Genomic DNA, 15,647 nt, shown 5'->3' with positions numbered 1-15,647 from the left:
GGTCGCCGCACACAGAGGGGGCCCGGCGGATGCCGGGCCCCCTCTGTGTGCGTTCAGCGTGAGGTCAGTGCGTGTCCTCGGCCTCGATCTCGGTGCGGTCGCCCGACCACTGTGTGTGGAAGGTGCCTTCCTTGTCGATGCGCTTGTAGGTGTGGGCCCCGAAGAAGTCGCGCTGCCCCTGCACCAGGGCGGCGGGGAGGCGGTCGGCGCGGATGCCGTCGTAGTACGACAGCGACGACGAGAACGCCGGCGCGGGGATGCCCGCTTCCGCCGCGGCGATGACGACGCGGCGCCAGGCGGCCTGTGCGCGCGTGATCGCCTCGGTGAAGTACGGAGCGGTGAGCAGCACGGGGAGCTCGGGATCCTCGGCATAGGCGTCGGCGATGCGGTTGAGGAACTGCGCGCGGATGATGCAGCCGCCGCGCCAGATCTTCGAGATCGCGCCGAGATCGATCTTCCAGTCGTACTCGGCAGCGCCGGCACGGATCTCGTCGAAGCCCTGCGAGTACGCGACGATCTTCGAGGCGTAGAGCGCGAGACGGACGTCTTCGATGAACGCCTCGGTGTCCTCGACGGTGAACTCGTCCTCCGGGCCCGGCAGGTCGCGCGACACAGCGCGCTGCTCGGGGTGAGAGGAGAGCGAGCGGGCGAAGGTGGCCTCGGCGATGCCCGACACCGGGACGCCCAGCGACAGCGCGGTCTGCACCGTCCATGCTCCGGTGCCCTTGGCGCCGGCCTGGTCGAGGATCACGTCGACGAGCGGGGCGCCCGTCTCGGCGTCGACCTGGCGCAGCACCTCGGCGGTGATCTCGATCAGGTACGACTCGAGCTCTCCCCGGTTCCACTCGGCGAAGATCTCCGCGATCTCGGCGGGGGTCTTGCCGGTGCCGCGGCGGATGAGGTCGTAGGCCTCGGCGATGAGCTGCATGTCGGCGTACTCGATGCCGTTGTGCACCATCTTCACGAAGTGTCCGGCGCCGTCGTGCCCGACGTGCGTGACGCACGGTTCGCCCTCGGCGACCGCGGCGATCGACTTCAGGATCGGGCCGAGGGTCACCCACGACGCGTCCGAGCCGCCGGGCATGATCGAGGGGCCGCGCAGGGCGCCCTCCTCGCCGCCGGAGATGCCGGCGCCGACGAAGTTGATGCCCGTCTCGCGGACCGCCTTCTCGCGGCGGATCGTGTCGGGGAAGTAGGCGTTGCCGCCGTCGACGATGATGTCGCCCGGCTCGAAGACCTCCACGAGGGAGTTGATCACGGCATCCGTGGGGCCACCGGCCTTGACCATGATGATCGCGGTGCGCGGCTTCTGCAGCGTGTCCGCGAACTCCTGGTAGGTCGAGGCGGGAACGAACCCGGCCTCGGGATGCTCGGAGACGAGCGTCTCGGTCTTCTCGTAGCTGCGGTTGAAGATCGCCACCGTGTTGCCCTCGCGGCTGGCGAGGTTGCGGGCGAGGTTCGACCCCATGACGGCGAGTCCGACGACTCCGATGTTCGCTGATGCTCCGGGCACAGAATGCTCCTCGATCGTGATGAAGGGATGGCTTTCAGCGTATCGCTGTGACGAGGTCACGGCGTCCCCGTGTCGCAGTCCGCGTCACAGTTCCCGTCACACCGGTGGCGGCGTTCCCCCGACCCCGGACCCCGCCTCTACGCTGGAGAGAAGAGATGCTCCGAGGAGGACCAGCGTGACAGATTCCGGCAAGACCCTGAGAGCCGTCGTCGCGGTTCCGCTGCCCGAGGAGTTCTGTCTCCTCATCGAAGAGCGGGAGCCGAGACTCGAGGTCGTGCGCGATCACGCCCTGGTGCCTCCGATGCGCGGGCCGGCGGACTGGTCGGGTGATCCGGCGTTCACCCGCACGCCCGAGCAGCAGGCGGCCTTCGATGAGATGGTCGACTCGGCCGATGTGCTGTTCGGCATCCCGGATGTGGATGCCGCCGCTCTCGCCCGCACGGTCGCGGCCAACCCGCGACTGCGCTGGGTCATGACCACGGCCGCGGGCGGGGGCAGCACGATCAAGGCGGCGGGCCTGGACAGGGCCGACCTCGATCGGGTCGCCTTCACCACCAGCGCGGGTGTGCACGGTGGCACGCTGGCGGAGTTCGCCGTGTTCGCGGTGCTGGCCGGAGCGAAGGGGCTCCCGCGACTGCTCGAGGATCAGCGCACGCGCACGTGGCCGGAGCGCTGGGAGATGCGTCAGATCGACGAGATGACGGTGCTCATCGTCGGGCTGGGCGGCATCGGATCCGAGTGCGCTCGCCGCTTCCACGATCTCGGTGCGACCGTGTGGGGCACCACGCGCTCGGGCGAACCGGTGCCCGGAGTCGATCGCCTCGTCCCGCTCGACCGGCTGATCGAGGCCGTCCGTGATGTCGATGCGATCGTGGTCACGCTGCCGGGTACCGAGCAGACGACGCATCTGATCGGAGCCGATGTCCTCTCCGCGGTGACGCCGGGGACGATCCTCACCAACGTCGGGCGCGGCTCCGTGATCGATGAGGCCGCACTCCTCCCCGCCCTGGACGACGGGCGGATCTCCTTCGCCGGTCTCGACGTCTTCGAGGACGAACCCCTCGAGGCGTCCTCGCCGCTGTGGGCCCACCCGCGCGTGCTGGTCAGCCCGCACACGGCTGCATTGAGCTCGCGAGAGCCGGAGCGGATCGCGCGCCGATTCGCCGAGAACGCCACCCGGCTGCTCGACGGTGACCCGCTGCGCGCCGTGGTCGACACCGTCGAGTTCTACTGAGCGAGGAGGACGCCATGGCACGCATCGTCGTGATGGGGCCCAGCGGTTCCGGGAAGTCGACGGTCGGTGCGGCACTCGCGGAGCGCCTCGGTGCGCGCTTCGTGGACGCCGACGACCTGCATCCGTTGACGAACATCGAGAAGATGGCCGCGGGCATTCCGCTCGACGACCCCGATCGGATGCCGTGGCTGGCGCTCGTCGGTGCGGCGCTCCAGGAGAGCGCGCACATCGTGATCGCCTGCTCCGCGCTGAAGCGCTCCTATCGCGACGCCATCCGAGATGAGGCGCCCGTGGCGTTCTTCGCGGAACTCGCGGTCAGCCGCGCGGTGCTGGAGGAACGCGTGCGGAACCGGGGCGGCCACTTCATGCCGACGTCGCTCGTGGACTCGCAACTGCGGACCTGGGAGCCGCTCGGCCCGGATGAAGCGGGAGTGAGCGTCGACGAGTCGTCGAGCATCGATGAGGCCGTCGTGCGGATCGCGGAGGCGGTACCGCCCGCATCGGGGGAGAGTGTCCGCTGAGCGTGTCGGCTGAGCGCGTCGGCTGAGGGAGGGGCGTTCAGTCCTTGCGGTAGCCCGAGCGGCCCATCGAGAACAGGGCGGCGAACGTGGCTCCCGCAGCGCACACCGTCATGGCGCCGATCACCCAGAGCAGTACGTGCGAGAAGAAAGCGCCGTCGAACATGTGATTCTCCGTGATCTGCAGGGAATGGCCGGTGTTCCCAGCCTATCGGGTCATCCGGTAGCATGGAGTGCGTACCTCGGCGAGGGATGCTTCAGCGCGTGCGCGAACATCCGTGATCGACGCGGCGAAGCAAGCCCGGTGGCTTTCCTCACGCGTCTGCGTTCGAGATAACAATCCACAGACCACCGCGCGGCAGTTTCGCTGCGTGTCCCGAAGGAGAACCTCATGTCTGAAGACACCAAGGTCCACGCCGAGCTCCGCGAGAGCTTCGGCAAGGGCTTCGCCCGTCGCCTGCGCGCCGCCGGCAAGATCCCCGCCGTCATCTACGGCCACGGTACCGAGCCGGTGCACGTCGCACTGCCGGGCCACCAGGTCTCGCTCATCATCCGTCGCGCCAACGCGCTGCTGGAGCTCGACATCGAGGGCACCTCGCAGCTCGCCCTGGTCAAGGACGTCCAGAAGGACCCCGTGCACCAGATCATCGAGCACATCGACCTGCTCGTCGTGCGCAAGGGCGAGAAGGTCATCATCGACGTTCCGCTGTACCTCACCGGTGAGTCGTTCCCCGGAACGATCGCGAACCTCGACACGAACACGCTGTCGATCGAGGCCGAGGCCACGCACATCCCGCAGAACATCGAGGTCTCCGTCGAGGGCCTCGAGGAGGGCGCGCACATCACCGCCGCCGACGTCAAGCTCCCCAAGGGCTCGTCGCTCCTCACCGACCCCGAGGTGCTGGTCGTCGCGGTCGCCGTGCCGGTTCTGGACCTCGAGTCCGACACCGACGCGGAGGAGCCCGCCGAGGGCGAGACCGAGGCCGAGGCTGCCGAGGAAGACGCCGCGGAGTAATCTCCGAAAGTTTCAGGGCGGAGGGGGCGCGATCGGATCGCGCCCCCTCTGTCGTATCCTGGCCAAGTCCACGGACGGGTCGGGGAGAGGATCAGGAACATGACGTCCACCTGGCTGGTCGTGGGTCTCGGCAACCCCGGCCCACGGTACGAGGCGACCCGGCACAACATCGGGCAGATGGTCGTGGACGAGCTGGCCGCACGCCGCGGCGAGAGCTTCCGCGAGCACAAGGGCGGTGCCCGTGTGGTCGAGACCTGGCTCCGCCCCGGTGCGGACAAGCTCGTGCTGGCGAAGCCGCTGTCCTTCATGAACGTCTCCGGAACCCCCGTGGCGGCGCTGGCTCGCTTCTACTCCGTGCCGGCCGAACGCATCGTCGTGGTGCATGACGAGCTCGACATCCCCTTCGACACCGTCAAGCTGAAGATCGGCGGCGGCCACGGGGGACACAACGGCGTGCGCGATGTGGCCCGGGCGATCGCGACTCCGGAGTTCCCCCGCGTCCGCGTGGGGATCGGGCGTCCGGTGGGGCGCCAGGATCCCGCGGACTGGGTGCTGTCCCCGTTCGGCAAGGACGAGCGGGCGAACCTGCCCATCCTCGTCGACGATGCCGCCGATGCGGTCGAGCTCCTCGTCGCTGAGGGGCTGGTCGCCGCGCAGCAGAAGCACCACGCGCCGCGCTGAGTGCCTCCGCCGTGACGACGGTGCGGGTGAGCTGTGCAGCCTGCGGTCAGCTGTACAGACCGGCCGTGCCGGCGGCGCCGCCGGCAGCGAGAGCGCTCACGAACACGACGAAGAACAGCAGCGGTGCGAGGACCGCGACGATCAGCGCGGCGATGCCCTGACCGCGGCCGCGTCGGCGCACGATCGCCACGATGCCGAGGACGATAGCCGCGATGCCGAGGAGCGTGCCTGCCCAGAACGAGAGCTCCGCCCACAGCACCTGATCGCGCGCGGGCGAGAGGAAGGCCAGGGAGTCCGACCCGTCCATCCGGGTGATGGCCTCGGGGATGCGCCGCCCCATCTCATAGCCGGCGATCCCGACGACGATCGGTGTGACGATCGCCGCCACGAGGGACAGGATCAGAGCGACGACACCGAGCACACCGGATTGCCGCGGGGCGGCCTCGGGTGCGCCGGGGAAGCTCGCGGGGGAGCTGTAACCTCCGACCGGAACCTGATACGCGCCCGGCGGGGCCTGATACGGCGCCGGGGCGACGGGCGCAGCACCGTAGCCGGTCGGCCCCGCGGGGGCCACGGGATACGCGGGCGGCGGCACCGCTCCCTGCGGCGCAGGCGGGACGGGCGGTACGGCGCCGGACGGCGCTGAAGGCTGCGGATCTGTCACGACCCCATCCTAGGGCCGTGCCTCAGACGCGCCGGAGCAGACCGACACGGTCGTACACCGTGGACAGCGTCGCGTCGGCGACGGCATCCGCACGACCGGCGTTCTCGGCGAGGATGCGGTCGAGTTCGGCGGGGTCGTCCAGAAGCTCCAGCGCGCGAGCGCGCACCGGCGTGAACTCCTCGACGACGACCTCGGCGAGGCCCTTCTTGAAGTCTCCGTACCCGCGACCGGCGTACTCGTCCGCGATCGCCGCGACCTGGCGCCCGGTGAGGGCCGCGTAGATCGTGAGCAGATTGGAGACGCCGGGCTTGTTCTCCCGGTCGAACCGGACCGACCCCTCGTTGTCGGTCACCGCCCGCATGATCTTCTTGGCGGACTTGGCCGGATCGTCCAGCATCCACAGCACACCGGCGTCGCTCTCGGCCGACTTCGACATCTTCGACGTCGGATTCTGCAGATCGTAGATACGCGCGGTCTCCTTCTGGATGACCGGGGCGGGCACCGTGAAGGTCTCGCCGAAGCGCGAGTTGAAGCGCTCGGCGAGGTCGCGCGTGAGCTCGACGTGCTGCTTCTGGTCGTCACCCACCGGCACCACGTCGGTCTGGTACAGCAGGATGTCGGCGGCCATCAGCACGGGGTACGTGAAGAGGCCGACGCTCGTGGCGTCCTGTCCGTACCGCGCGGACTTGTCCTTGAACTGCGTCATCCGGTTCGCCTCGCCGAAGCCGGTGATGGTGCTCAGGATCCAGGCGAGCTCGGCGTGCGCGCGCACGTGGGACTGCACGTACAGCGTCGACAGCGAGGGCTCGATGCCCGCGGCGATGTACTGGGCGGCGGTCCGCCGGGTCTTCTCCCGCAGCTCGGCCGGGTCCTGTGCCACGGTCAGGGCGTGCAGGTCGACCACGGAGAAGTAGGCGTCGTAGGAGGTCTGGAGGTCTCGCCACTGCAGGAGAGCGCCGATGTAGTTGCCGATCTGGAGGGAGTCGGCGGAGGGCTGCATTCCGGAATAGAGGCGAGGCTTGGTCACAGCACAATCCTAGGGCGATCCGGGCCTCCGCTCTCCCCGGGCGGCGCCATGACAGCCGCGGACGACGGCCACTAGGCTGACGGCATGACGGCCCCGCCCCCCAGCGCACGCCGTGCTCTCCCTCGCCGGGATCGCGCGGTGTATGTCGAGATCCTCATCCGCGCTCCGCTGGAGACCGTCTGGAGCCTCACGCAGGATCCCGAGTCCCACGTGCGCTGGGATGCGCGGTTCACCTCGATCCGACCGCGCAGAGTGCGACCGGACGGCGCACAGGAGTTCGGCTACGAGCTCGACCTGGGCGTCCACACGATCCATGGGACAGGGGTCTCGCGGGGTGAGCGGCGCGGTGCCGGGGGCGAGCGCACCTCGGCTCTCGTGTTCGACACGGACGACCGCCTGTCTCCCCTCGGATCGGGGCGCGGATACTGGCGGTACGTCCCGACGGACGACGGCGTGCGATTCCTCACCGGCTACGACTACGAGCCCGGATGGGGCGTGCTCGGACGCATCGTCGATCCGCTCCTGACGCGCCGATTCGTGTGGTGGCTCACCGCGCGGAGCTTCGATCGGCTGCGCATGTGGGCCGAGGACGACATTCCCCCCGAGCAGAGCAGCGGTTGGCGCTCGCTCCGCCGCGGCTCGCGTCCGTCGGCGCGACGCTGTCTGTCGCGCCCGTCAGTCCGCCAGGAGCGGACCGTGATGCAGGACGCGCCGGAGTCGCTCGCGGTGATCAGCGGATGACGGTGAGCGAGGGCGTCTTCTCCCGTGCGCTCGGGGACGACTTCGCACGCCTGCACCCCCAGCTGCAGCGGCGGTTCGGCGTGGGGGTGGCCGCGGGCTACAGCTGCATCGGACGCGGAGTGATGACGGAGGTGCGCCGGGGCCCCTGGTGGACGCTCCCCTTCCTGGCGATCGGGACGCTGCGCCACATCATGTTCCCGGAGCGCGGTCGGGACATCCCCTTCCAGATCGACAACCACGCGTACGTCGACAGCCACGGTCGGGAGACCGTCACGTTCGTGCGCACCATGGCCGTGCGCCCCGGACGCCGCCGCCGCTTCGACGCGACGATGATCTACAGCGAGAAGCGGGGGAGGATCATCGACTACCTCGGCACCCACCAGCACCTCGCGGTGGATCTGGACCTGGCCGTGACCGACGACGGTGCCCTGCAGCTGAGCTCCGGAGCCCAGCGCTTCTATGAGGGACCCGTCGCCTTCCGCTTCCCGATGCGCTTCAGCGGGCGGGCGCGGCTGACCGAACGGTTCGACGACGAGCAGCAGCGGTTCCTGATCGACCTGGAGGTGCACAACGACGTGCTGGGCTTCCTGTTCGGCTATCGAGGCGCGTTCGAGTGCGAGTACCCGGAGGGCGAGCCGCCGCCCGAGACCGTGAAGCCGGTGCGCGAGGAGGTGCGCGAATGATCGCTCGAGGTGAGGTCTTCCTGGCCGCCCTGGGGGAGGAGGTTGAGCGTCTGCATCCGGAGATCCTCGCGCAGATGCGCGGGTCCGCAGACCCCGACCGGGCGGAGGGCGTCTTCGAGGTCGCCGGCAGCCGCTTCGGCCGGTGGGGCGTGCTGGCGGTGCCGGTGGTGGGTCCGCGGATGCTCGTCACGCGGTTCGCCCGCGACGTGCCGTTCTCGATCACCACGCGTTCCGGTCGCACGGCGACGGGGCGGGCGACCCTGGAGGCGACCCGGGAGTTCCGTTTCCCCGGGTCCACCCAGTACATCTCGGACCGGCTCACGCAGAGCGTGGTTCCCGGACTCGTCCGCAATCTGCTGGGCGCCCGCGGGCGGGTCGAGCTGATCGAGGAATGCAGCGTGACACCCGACGGATCCCTGCGGATGCAGACCCGACGGATCGCCCTGCGTCTCGCGGGTCGACGGATCGCCCTGCGGGGGATCCTCGGGGTCTCGGTCCTGGTGGAGGACGGCTGGGATGAGGAGAACGCACGTCGCACGATCAGCCTGCGGGCCACGAACCCGCTGATCGGCACGGTGCTGGAGTATCGCGGGTGGTACCGCCACCTCACCCGAGGCGTGACGCCGGTCCGGACTCAGACGGAGTAGTCGACGACCACGGGGGCGTGATCGCTCCACCGCTGGTCGTATGCGACGGCGCGTGCCACGTGGTAGCTCTCGGCACGCGGAGCCAGAGCGGGAGACGCCAGGTGGTAGTCGATGCGCCAGCCGGAATCGTTGTCGAAGGCCTGCCCGCGCATGGACCACCAGGTGTACGGCCCCGGGACCTCGCCGTGGAAGCGGCGACCGATGTCCACCCAGCCCAGACCGGTGCCGACGGAGCCGTCGACGCCGGTGATCTCGGAACCCGCCGCACCGAGGAAGCGATCGAAGTATGCCCGCTCCCGCGGGAGGAAGCCGGCCTTCTTCCGGTTGCCCCGCCAGTTCTTGATGTCCAGCTCGCGGTGGCCCACGTTCAGGTCGCCCGTGACGAGGGCCAGCGCGTCGTCTGCTCCGAGCGCGCTCAGCCGCGGCCCGAAGGCGTCGAGGAACTTCCACTTCTCGTCCTGCTTGGGGGTGTCCGCCTCGCCGGAGTGCACGTATGCGCTGACGACGGTGAGCGGGCGGTCGCCCAGGAGGAAATCGGCCTCGATCCACCGGCCCTTCGAATCGAAGTCGTCGGGCCCGAAAGCGGTGCGGGACGACAGCGCGGGGGTCCGGCTGGCGATCGCCACGCCGGCACGTCCTTTCGCGGTCGCCTCATCGTGGACGATGCTCCAGCCGGGCAGCGCGGCCGCGAGGTGCTCATCCTGCCCGCGCACCTCCTGCAGGGTGAGGATGTCGACGTCGGCGGAGTCGAGCCAGCCGCTCATCCCGTTCCGAGCCGCCGCCCGGATCCCGTTGACATTGACCGAGGCGATACGCAGGTGAGGCATGATTCCAGCCTAGGTCCCGGCTCGGACATTCTCGGATGCCGCCTCGGCCTCGGCATCCGCGAGCGCGGTCTCCGCCGCGGCGACCGCGCGCCGTGCCGACGGCCGCCGATACCAGGGCGCCGCGGCCAACGCTTCCTCGGCGTGACGCAGGTGCACCCGCGCGGCGATCAGCAGCGCCTCCACCTCGGCCTGATGCGCCGTCGCCGCGTCCACGTGCTCGAGAGGTTGGTCATTGTTTGCCGCAGCCACCGCGATCCACGATCCCGCCATCAGGACGACGATCGCGAGCCAGCGGCACCACAACAGCAGTCCGACGATCACCGTGAACGAGGCCAGCAGGGGATTGCCGGGAACACGGGTGAGGAGCAGGCCGGCGCCGAGTTGGAGCACCACCATCGCGCCTCCGCCGAGCAGCGCGCCCGGCCAGATGTAGCGCCAGCGCAGCTGAGTACCGGTCAGGAAGCGCACGAGCATCGCCAGCGCCGTGGCATCGAGCGTGAACGCCACCGCGACCGACACGATGCGCACCCCGAGGAAGAAGATCCAGGAGCCGGTGCTCCACCCGAAGAGATGGAACACCTGCTCGAGCGCTGACACACCCGCCCAGCTGAGCACCGCGCCGACCAGCATCGCACCGCCGAAGACGATCGCGGCGAAGAAGTCCCGCGCCTTCAGCAGCCAGTAGCTCCGCGCGTCGAACGGGAGGCCGAAGAGATCACGGACTGCTCGGCGCGTGAAGGTGACCGCCCCGACGGCGGTCCAGAGTGCGACGCCCACGGCGATCGCACCGGTCACCCCGAGCACGCCGGTCGCGTCCTGGGCGATCTGGGTGACGTCGTCGACCGTGAACACCCCGTCGTCGCTGATGATCCCCGGGAGGTAGGTGTTCATCAGGCGCACCAGCGCGTCGATGGCGGTCTGGCTGCCGCCCAGCCAGAGGCCTGCTCCTGCGAACGCCACATAGAGCAGGGCGAACAGTGCGAAGAGCACGTAGTAGCTCATACCCGCGGACAGCAGGAAGCCGTTGCTGAACGAGAAGTTGCGCCACACCCGCACCGGGAAGGCGGCGAGTGTCCGGTCCTTCAGCTCGACGACACGACCGAGGGGTTCCTCGAGACGGGCGCGGAGAAGGGGACGATCTGACACGTCCCCACCCTATCTAGGCAGGGCGGGGACGTCAGGGTCAGGGGCGACCGCGCAAGATCGCCTGCTTGACCTCGGCGATGGCCTTGGTGACCTCGATGCCGCGGGGGCAGGCCTCGGAGCAGTTGAAGGTCGTGCGGCAGCGCCAGACGCCTTCCTTGTCGTTGAGGATGTCGAGGCGCACGGCGGCGTTGTCGTCGCGCGAGTCGAAGATGAACCGGTGCGCGTTGACGATGGCCGCCGGGCCGAAGTACTGTCCGTCGGTCCAGAACACGGGGCACGACGAGGTGCACGCGGCGCACAGGATGCACTTCGTGGTGTCGTCGAAGATCTCGCGATCGGCGATGCTCTGGACGCGCTCCTTGCCCTTCTCCGGCACGGAGCTGGCGATCAGGAACGGCTGCACCTCGCGGTACGACGCGAAGAAGGGCTCCATGTCGACGACGAGGTCCTTCTCGAGCGGCAGGCCCTTGATCGCCTCGACGTAGATCGGCTTCGAGATGTCGAGGTCCTTGATCAGCGTCTTGCACGCCAGCCGGTTGCGACCGTTGATGCGCATGGCGTCGGATCCGCAGATGCCGTGCGCGCAGGAGCGGCGGAAGGTCAGCGAGCCGTCGACCTCCCACTTGATCTTGTGCAGCGCGTCGAGGACGCGGTCGGTGGAGTAGAGCTCCACGTCGTAGTCGACCCAGTGCGGCTCCGCGTCGACCTCGGGGTCGAAGCGACGGATGTTGAACGTGACGATGAAGGACTGGATGCCGGTCTCTTCCGTCGTGTCAGCGGGGGATTCTGCGATGGCGGTGGACACGCTCAGTACTTCCTCTCCATCGGCGGGTAGTTGAACTCACCCTGATCGTTCTTGGTGAACACGACGGGCTTCCAGTCGAGCTTGATGTGATCGCCCGGATCGGAGGAGTGCGCGTCACCCGTCAGATAGGCCATCGTGTGCTGCATGTAGTTCTCGTCGTCACGCTTCGGGAAGTCGTCGCGCATGTGGCCGCCGCGGCTCTCCTCGCGGTTCTGCGCGGCGTAGACGACGACCTCGGCGATGTCGAGGAGGAAGCCCAGCTCGACGGCCTCGAGCAGGTCGGTGTTGAACCGCTTGCCCTTGTCGTCGACGTGCACGTTCATGTACCGGTCGCGGAGCTCCTTGATGACGCCGAGCACGTGCTCGAGGGATTCGTGCGTGCGGAAGACCTGCGCGCCCTTGTCCATCTCGTCCTGCAGCGTCTTGCGCAGCACGGCGATGCGCTCGGTGCCCTGATTGTTGCGCAGACCCTCGAGCATGTCCGAGACGAAGCCCGCCGGGTTCTCGGGCAGCGGCACGAAGTCCGCGGTCTTGACGTACTCGACGGCCTTGCGACCCGCGCGCTTGCCGAACACGTTGATGTCGAGCAGCGAGTTGGTGCCGAGACGGTTGGCGCCGTGCACCGAGACGCAGGCGCATTCGCCCGCGGCGTACAGGCCGGGAACGACGGTGGTGTTGTCGGCCAGCACCTCGGCGTCGTTGTTGGTGGGGATGCCGCCCATCGCGTAGTGCGCGGTCGGCATCACGGGCACGGGCTCGACGACCGGGTCGACACCCAGGTAGGTGCGGGCGAACTCGGTGATGTCCGGGAGCTTGGTCTCGAGGACCTCGGCGCCCAGGTGCGTGCAGTCGAGCAGCACGTAGTCCTTGTGCGGACCGGCGCCGCGGCCCTCCGCGACCTCCTGCACCATGCATCGAGCGACGATGTCGCGCGGCGCGAGGTCCTTGATGGTGGGGGCGTAGCGCTCCATGAAGCGCTCACCGGAGGCGTTGCGCAGGATGGCGCCCTCACCGCGGGCTCCCTCGGTGAGGAGGATGCCGAGCCCGGCGAGACCGGTGGGGTGGAACTGGAAGAACTCGAGGTCCTCGAGGGGGAGACCCTTGCGCCACACGATGCCGACGCCGTCGCCGGTGAGGGTGTGCGCGTTCGAGGTGGTCTTGAAGATCTTGCCGAAGCCGCCCGTCGCGAAGATGACGGCCTTCGCCTGGAAGACGTGCAGCTCGCCCGTCGCCAGGTCGTAGGCCACGACGCCGGAGACCTGGGTCTTGCCGTCGGCGTCCTTCACCGTCAGCAGGTCGAGCACGTAGAACTCGTTGAAGAAGTTGATGCCGAGCTTGACGCAGTTCTGGAACAGCGTCTGGAGGATCATGTGCCCGGTGCGGTCGGCCGCGTAGCAGGCCCGCCGGACCGGCGTCTTGCCGTGCTCGGCGGTGTGACCGCCGAAGCGGCGCTGATCGATCTTGCCCTCGGGCGTGCGGTTGAACGGCAGGCCCATGTTCTCGAGGTCGATGACCGCGTCGATGGCCTCCTTGGCGAGGATCTCCGCCGCGTCCTGATCGACGAGGTAGTCGCCGCCCTTGACGGTGTCGAAGGTGTGCCACTCCCAGGAGTCCTCCTCGACGTTCGCGAGCGCCGCGGCCATGCCGCCCTGCGCTGCTCCGGTGTGGGAGCGCGTCGGGTAGAGCTTGGAGATCACGGCGGTCTTCGCGCCGCTGCCGGCCTCGATGGCCGCCCGCATCCCGGCCCCTCCCGCGCCGACGATCACGATGTCGAACTGGTGGTAGTGCACACCGTCGCGAACGACGGAATCCTGCGTCTCGGTAGTCACTTCTTCTTTAGCCTTCTTCTCAGTTACCGACCAGCGCGGCGCACTCGGCCCAGAGGACGCTGTCCTCCGTGACGCCCAAGCAGGGGTCGAACGTGAACACGACGAGGGTGCCCAGCAGGATCAGGAGGCCGGCCGAGAGGCCGAGCGCCCAGACCAGAGCCTTGCGGGCCTTCTCGGTCGTGACGTAGTCGTTGACGATGGTGCGCATGCCGTTGGCGCCGTGGATCAGAGCGAGCCACAGCATCAGGACGTCCCACCACTGCCAGAACGGCGTGGCGAACTTGCCGGCGATGAAGGCGAAGTCGAGGGCGTGGATGCCCTCGCCGACCATCAGGTTGATGAAGAGGTGGCCGAAGATCAGCACGACGAGCACGACGCCCGAGGCGCGCATGAAGATCCAGCCCCACTTCTCGAGGTTGAATCGACGCTGCCGGCGAACCGGAGCGATGGCGGTCTGGGTGCTCATCAGTGCCCACCTCCCGAGAATCCGGCGAACGCGAGGATCAGGTGACGCGGGACGAAGCCGGCCATGATGATGGCCCAGACCCCGATGACGCCCCAGAACAGCTGGCGCTGGTACTTCGCGCCCTTCGACCACAGGTCGACCGTGATGATGCGCAGGCCGTTCATGGCGTGGAACACGATGGCCGCGACGAGCACGACCTCGCCCAGCGCCATGACGGGGTTCTTGTACGTGCCGATGACCGCGTTGTACGCCTCCGGCGAGACGCGGATCAGCGCTGTGTCGAGCACATGCACCAACAGGAAGAAGAAGATGGCGACTCCGGTGATGCGGTGAAGCACCCACGACCACATTCCTTCGCGGCCCCGGTAGAGGGTGCCGCGCGGTGTCTTGGACGTGGTTTCCGAAATCGACGGTGTCAAGCGAGCGCTTGTGGACACGGTCGTCCTCCCTGGATCGATGAGCGTCGGTCGCGTGCGCTGCGTTCGTCCAGGAGTGATCCCGCCGAAGTGTCAGGCATGCCCGATCGACATCCATCCTATTCCCGTCAGAACAGGAGGGGCGACGAAGGGGAGCCTAAGTGTCAGCCGATCTGGCTCATTCCGTTCCAGCCCGAGCCGATGGTGCGACTCGGGAGGAATCCGCCCCGTCCGGTTCCCGGGTAGAGGATCAGACTCCCCGTCCGCGAGCGGGCGATCACATCCTGCGTCCCGTTCCCGTCGAAGTCTCCCGCGCCGGCGACGGCCGTCAGGGAGTTCCACCCGCTGCCGATGCGCGTGGGGGTTCCCCAGCCGCCTCTGCCGGTGGTCGGGTACAGCCACAGGCTGCCGTCGGGGCGGTCGGCGATGAGGTCGCCCCGAGAGTCCCCGGTGAAGTCGCCGACGGAGGACACCGTGTTCACCGACGCCCAGCCGTTGCCGACCTTGCTCCCACCCGCACGCCATCCGCCCTTGCCGTTGCCGGGGTAGAGGATCAGGTCCCCGGCGGGCGTGCGTCCGAGCACGTCCGGCAGACGATCGCCGTTGACGTCGATGCCGCCGATCAGCTGCGAGAACTTCGACCACCCGGTGCCGATCGGGGTCGGCGGACGGAAGCCGCCCCGGCCGTCCCCCGCGTAGAGCATCAGTCGTCCGTCGGACTCGGTGCGGGCGATGTCGGCGATCGCGTCGCCGGTGAAGTCGCCGAGGGTGACGAAGGGACGCGAGCCCCACCCGCTGACCGCCGTGACGGGAGCCTTGAATCCGCCCGTCGCATTCCCGGGGTAGATCTTCAGGTCACCGGTCGAGGTCCTGGCGATGACGTCGGAGGCCCGATCAGAGGTGAGATCTCCCGCTCCCCCGGGGAGGGTCTTCACCGGGGAGCCGATACCGAAGATCTGCACCCAGTACGTGCGGTGGCAGGATCCGGTGGCGAAGCCGACACCGAGTCCGGTGTACCGCTTGTCCAGGATGTTGGCACGATGACCGGAGGACTTCATCCAACCGGCGACGACGCTGGCGGCATCCGGTTGTCCCGCCGCGATGTTCTCTCCCGTGGCGACCCATCCGAAGGCGCCGACGCGCGTGCTCCGCCAGCCGGACGAACTGTGCACGAAGGTGCACGAGGCCGCCAGGTGACGGGCCCACTCCGCGGCGGCGGCGTCGAGCCCCGCGTCGGAGACCAGGGCGGGCAGACCGGATCGGGTGCGTTCCGCGTTCGTCAGGGCGAACACCTCACCCGCGGCACCGCCGGCGGCGGACGCGGCCGACGGAGCGAGGGCCGCCGTGGCCATCGTCACGGCGAGTGCGGCGACGACGGCTCGCCGGATGACGGAGGACAGACGGCTGCGGGAGGTCGGCATGGATCGACCATAGC

The 15,647-nt window shown here is 68.8% G+C and carries 18 protein-coding genes; 7 read left to right on the top strand and 11 right to left on the bottom strand.

The window, feature by feature from the left end; all coding sequences use genetic code 11:
- Nucleotides 1–64 precede the first annotated feature (64 nt).
- The gene (gndA, locus tag ACWA14_RS10650; protein ID WP_463793216.1) at nt 65–1,513 is read right to left on the bottom strand and encodes an NADP-dependent phosphogluconate dehydrogenase; all 1,449 of its coding nucleotides are present in this window, start codon (nt 1,511–1,513) and stop codon (nt 65–67) included.
- A gap of 175 nt (nt 1,514–1,688) precedes the next feature.
- On the opposite strand from gndA, the gene ACWA14_RS10645 reads away from it, so the two are divergent.
- Together ACWA14_RS10645 and ACWA14_RS10640 are read left to right on the top strand one after the other, a co-directional pair.
- Complete coding sequence (locus ACWA14_RS10645) at nt 1,689–2,747, top strand: D-2-hydroxyacid dehydrogenase (protein ID WP_463793214.1); 1,059 nt, start codon at nt 1,689–1,691, stop codon at nt 2,745–2,747.
- A gap of 14 nt (nt 2,748–2,761) precedes the next feature.
- Nucleotides 2,762–3,268 carry a gluconokinase gene (locus ACWA14_RS10640; RefSeq protein WP_463793212.1) on the top strand — a complete coding sequence of 169 codons (507 nt, stop codon included), beginning with the start codon at nt 2,762–2,764 and terminating at the stop codon, nt 3,266–3,268.
- A 37-nt stretch (nt 3,269–3,305) separates the two neighbouring features.
- Here the strand turns inward: ACWA14_RS10640 and ACWA14_RS10635 are convergent, their stop codons facing one another.
- The gene (locus tag ACWA14_RS10635; protein WP_463793210.1) at nt 3,306–3,431 is read right to left on the bottom strand and encodes a hypothetical protein; all 126 of its coding nucleotides are present in this window, start codon (nt 3,429–3,431) and stop codon (nt 3,306–3,308) included.
- Between the two features lie 225 nt (nt 3,432–3,656).
- Here ACWA14_RS10635 and ACWA14_RS10630 point away from each other — a divergent pair, with 225 nt between their 5' ends.
- Together ACWA14_RS10630 and pth are read left to right on the top strand one after the other, a co-directional pair.
- Nucleotides 3,657–4,280 (top strand): 50S ribosomal protein L25/general stress protein Ctc, encoded by a 624-nt coding sequence (locus ACWA14_RS10630; RefSeq protein ID WP_463793208.1) that lies wholly within the window; start codon nt 3,657–3,659, stop codon nt 4,278–4,280.
- 99 nt (nt 4,281–4,379) lie between these two features.
- Complete coding sequence (gene pth, locus ACWA14_RS10625) at nt 4,380–4,961, top strand: aminoacyl-tRNA hydrolase (protein ID WP_463793205.1); 582 nt, start codon at nt 4,380–4,382, stop codon at nt 4,959–4,961.
- Between the two features lie 46 nt (nt 4,962–5,007).
- Here pth and ACWA14_RS10620 read toward each other — a convergent pair whose 3' ends face one another.
- Both ACWA14_RS10620 and trpS read right to left on the bottom strand, forming a co-directional pair.
- On the bottom strand, nt 5,008–5,625 hold the full coding sequence (locus ACWA14_RS10620; protein ID WP_463793203.1) for a hypothetical protein: 618 nt from the start codon (nt 5,623–5,625) through the stop codon (nt 5,008–5,010).
- 22 nt (nt 5,626–5,647) lie between these two features.
- Nucleotides 5,648–6,652, bottom strand: a complete 1,005-nt coding sequence (gene trpS, locus ACWA14_RS10615) for a tryptophan--tRNA ligase (protein ID WP_463793200.1) — start codon at nt 6,650–6,652, stop codon at nt 5,648–5,650.
- An 84-nt stretch (nt 6,653–6,736) separates the two neighbouring features.
- Between trpS and ACWA14_RS10610 the strand changes: the two genes are divergently transcribed.
- Genes ACWA14_RS10610 through ACWA14_RS10600 form a run of 3 tightly spaced genes read left to right on the top strand, consistent with a single transcriptional unit; the run spans nt 6,737 to nt 8,723 of the window.
- Nucleotides 6,737–7,393, top strand: a complete 657-nt coding sequence (locus tag ACWA14_RS10610; RefSeq protein ID WP_463793197.1) for an SRPBCC family protein — start codon at nt 6,737–6,739, stop codon at nt 7,391–7,393.
- Nucleotides 7,390–8,076, top strand: coding sequence for a DUF4166 domain-containing protein (locus ACWA14_RS10605; RefSeq protein ID WP_463793194.1), 687 nt, complete (start codon nt 7,390–7,392; stop codon nt 8,074–8,076). The genes ACWA14_RS10610 and ACWA14_RS10605 overlap by 4 nt, the downstream gene beginning before the upstream one ends.
- A complete protein-coding gene (locus tag ACWA14_RS10600; RefSeq protein WP_463793192.1) occupies nt 8,073–8,723 on the top strand; it encodes a DUF4166 domain-containing protein in 651 nt (216 codons plus the stop codon). The genes ACWA14_RS10605 and ACWA14_RS10600 overlap by 4 nt, the downstream gene beginning before the upstream one ends.
- On the opposite strand, the gene ACWA14_RS10595 is transcribed toward ACWA14_RS10600, so the two are convergent.
- From ACWA14_RS10595 to ACWA14_RS10565, 7 genes are all read right to left on the bottom strand, one after another.
- On the bottom strand, nt 8,711–9,550 hold the full coding sequence (locus ACWA14_RS10595; RefSeq protein WP_463793189.1) for an exodeoxyribonuclease III: 840 nt from the start codon (nt 9,548–9,550) through the stop codon (nt 8,711–8,713). The genes ACWA14_RS10600 and ACWA14_RS10595 overlap by 13 nt on opposite strands.
- Nucleotides 9,551–9,559: 9 nt before the next feature.
- On the bottom strand, nt 9,560–10,696 hold the full coding sequence (locus ACWA14_RS10590; RefSeq protein WP_463793187.1) for a YihY/virulence factor BrkB family protein: 1,137 nt from the start codon (nt 10,694–10,696) through the stop codon (nt 9,560–9,562).
- 37 nt (nt 10,697–10,733) lie between these two features.
- On the bottom strand, nt 10,734–11,501 hold the full coding sequence (locus ACWA14_RS10585) for a succinate dehydrogenase iron-sulfur subunit (RefSeq protein ID WP_463793185.1): 768 nt from the start codon (nt 11,499–11,501) through the stop codon (nt 10,734–10,736).
- Nucleotides 11,502–11,503: 2 nt separating this feature from the next.
- Entirely contained in the window at nt 11,504–13,330 is a 1,827-nt protein-coding gene (gene sdhA, locus ACWA14_RS10580) for a succinate dehydrogenase flavoprotein subunit (RefSeq protein ID WP_463793183.1), read from the bottom strand.
- A gap of 19 nt (nt 13,331–13,349) precedes the next feature.
- The gene (locus ACWA14_RS10575) at nt 13,350–13,796 is read right to left on the bottom strand and encodes a succinate dehydrogenase hydrophobic membrane anchor subunit (protein ID WP_463793182.1); all 447 of its coding nucleotides are present in this window, start codon (nt 13,794–13,796) and stop codon (nt 13,350–13,352) included.
- Nucleotides 13,796–14,233: a succinate dehydrogenase, cytochrome b556 subunit gene (gene sdhC / locus ACWA14_RS10570; RefSeq protein ID WP_463793179.1), complete on the bottom strand. Its 438-nt coding sequence runs from the start codon at nt 14,231–14,233 to the stop codon at nt 13,796–13,798. The genes ACWA14_RS10575 and sdhC overlap by 1 nt, the downstream gene beginning before the upstream one ends.
- A gap of 143 nt (nt 14,234–14,376) precedes the next feature.
- A complete protein-coding gene (locus tag ACWA14_RS10565; protein ID WP_463793177.1) occupies nt 14,377–15,633 on the bottom strand; it encodes a CAP domain-containing protein in 1,257 nt (418 codons plus the stop codon).
- Between the last annotated feature and the right edge of the window lie 14 nt (nt 15,634–15,647).

Source organism: Microbacterium sp. TW_SC_2, assembly GCF_055361165.1.
The sequence above is the reverse complement of the archived record's forward strand: the minus strand, read 5'-3'. Positions and strand labels throughout refer to the sequence as shown.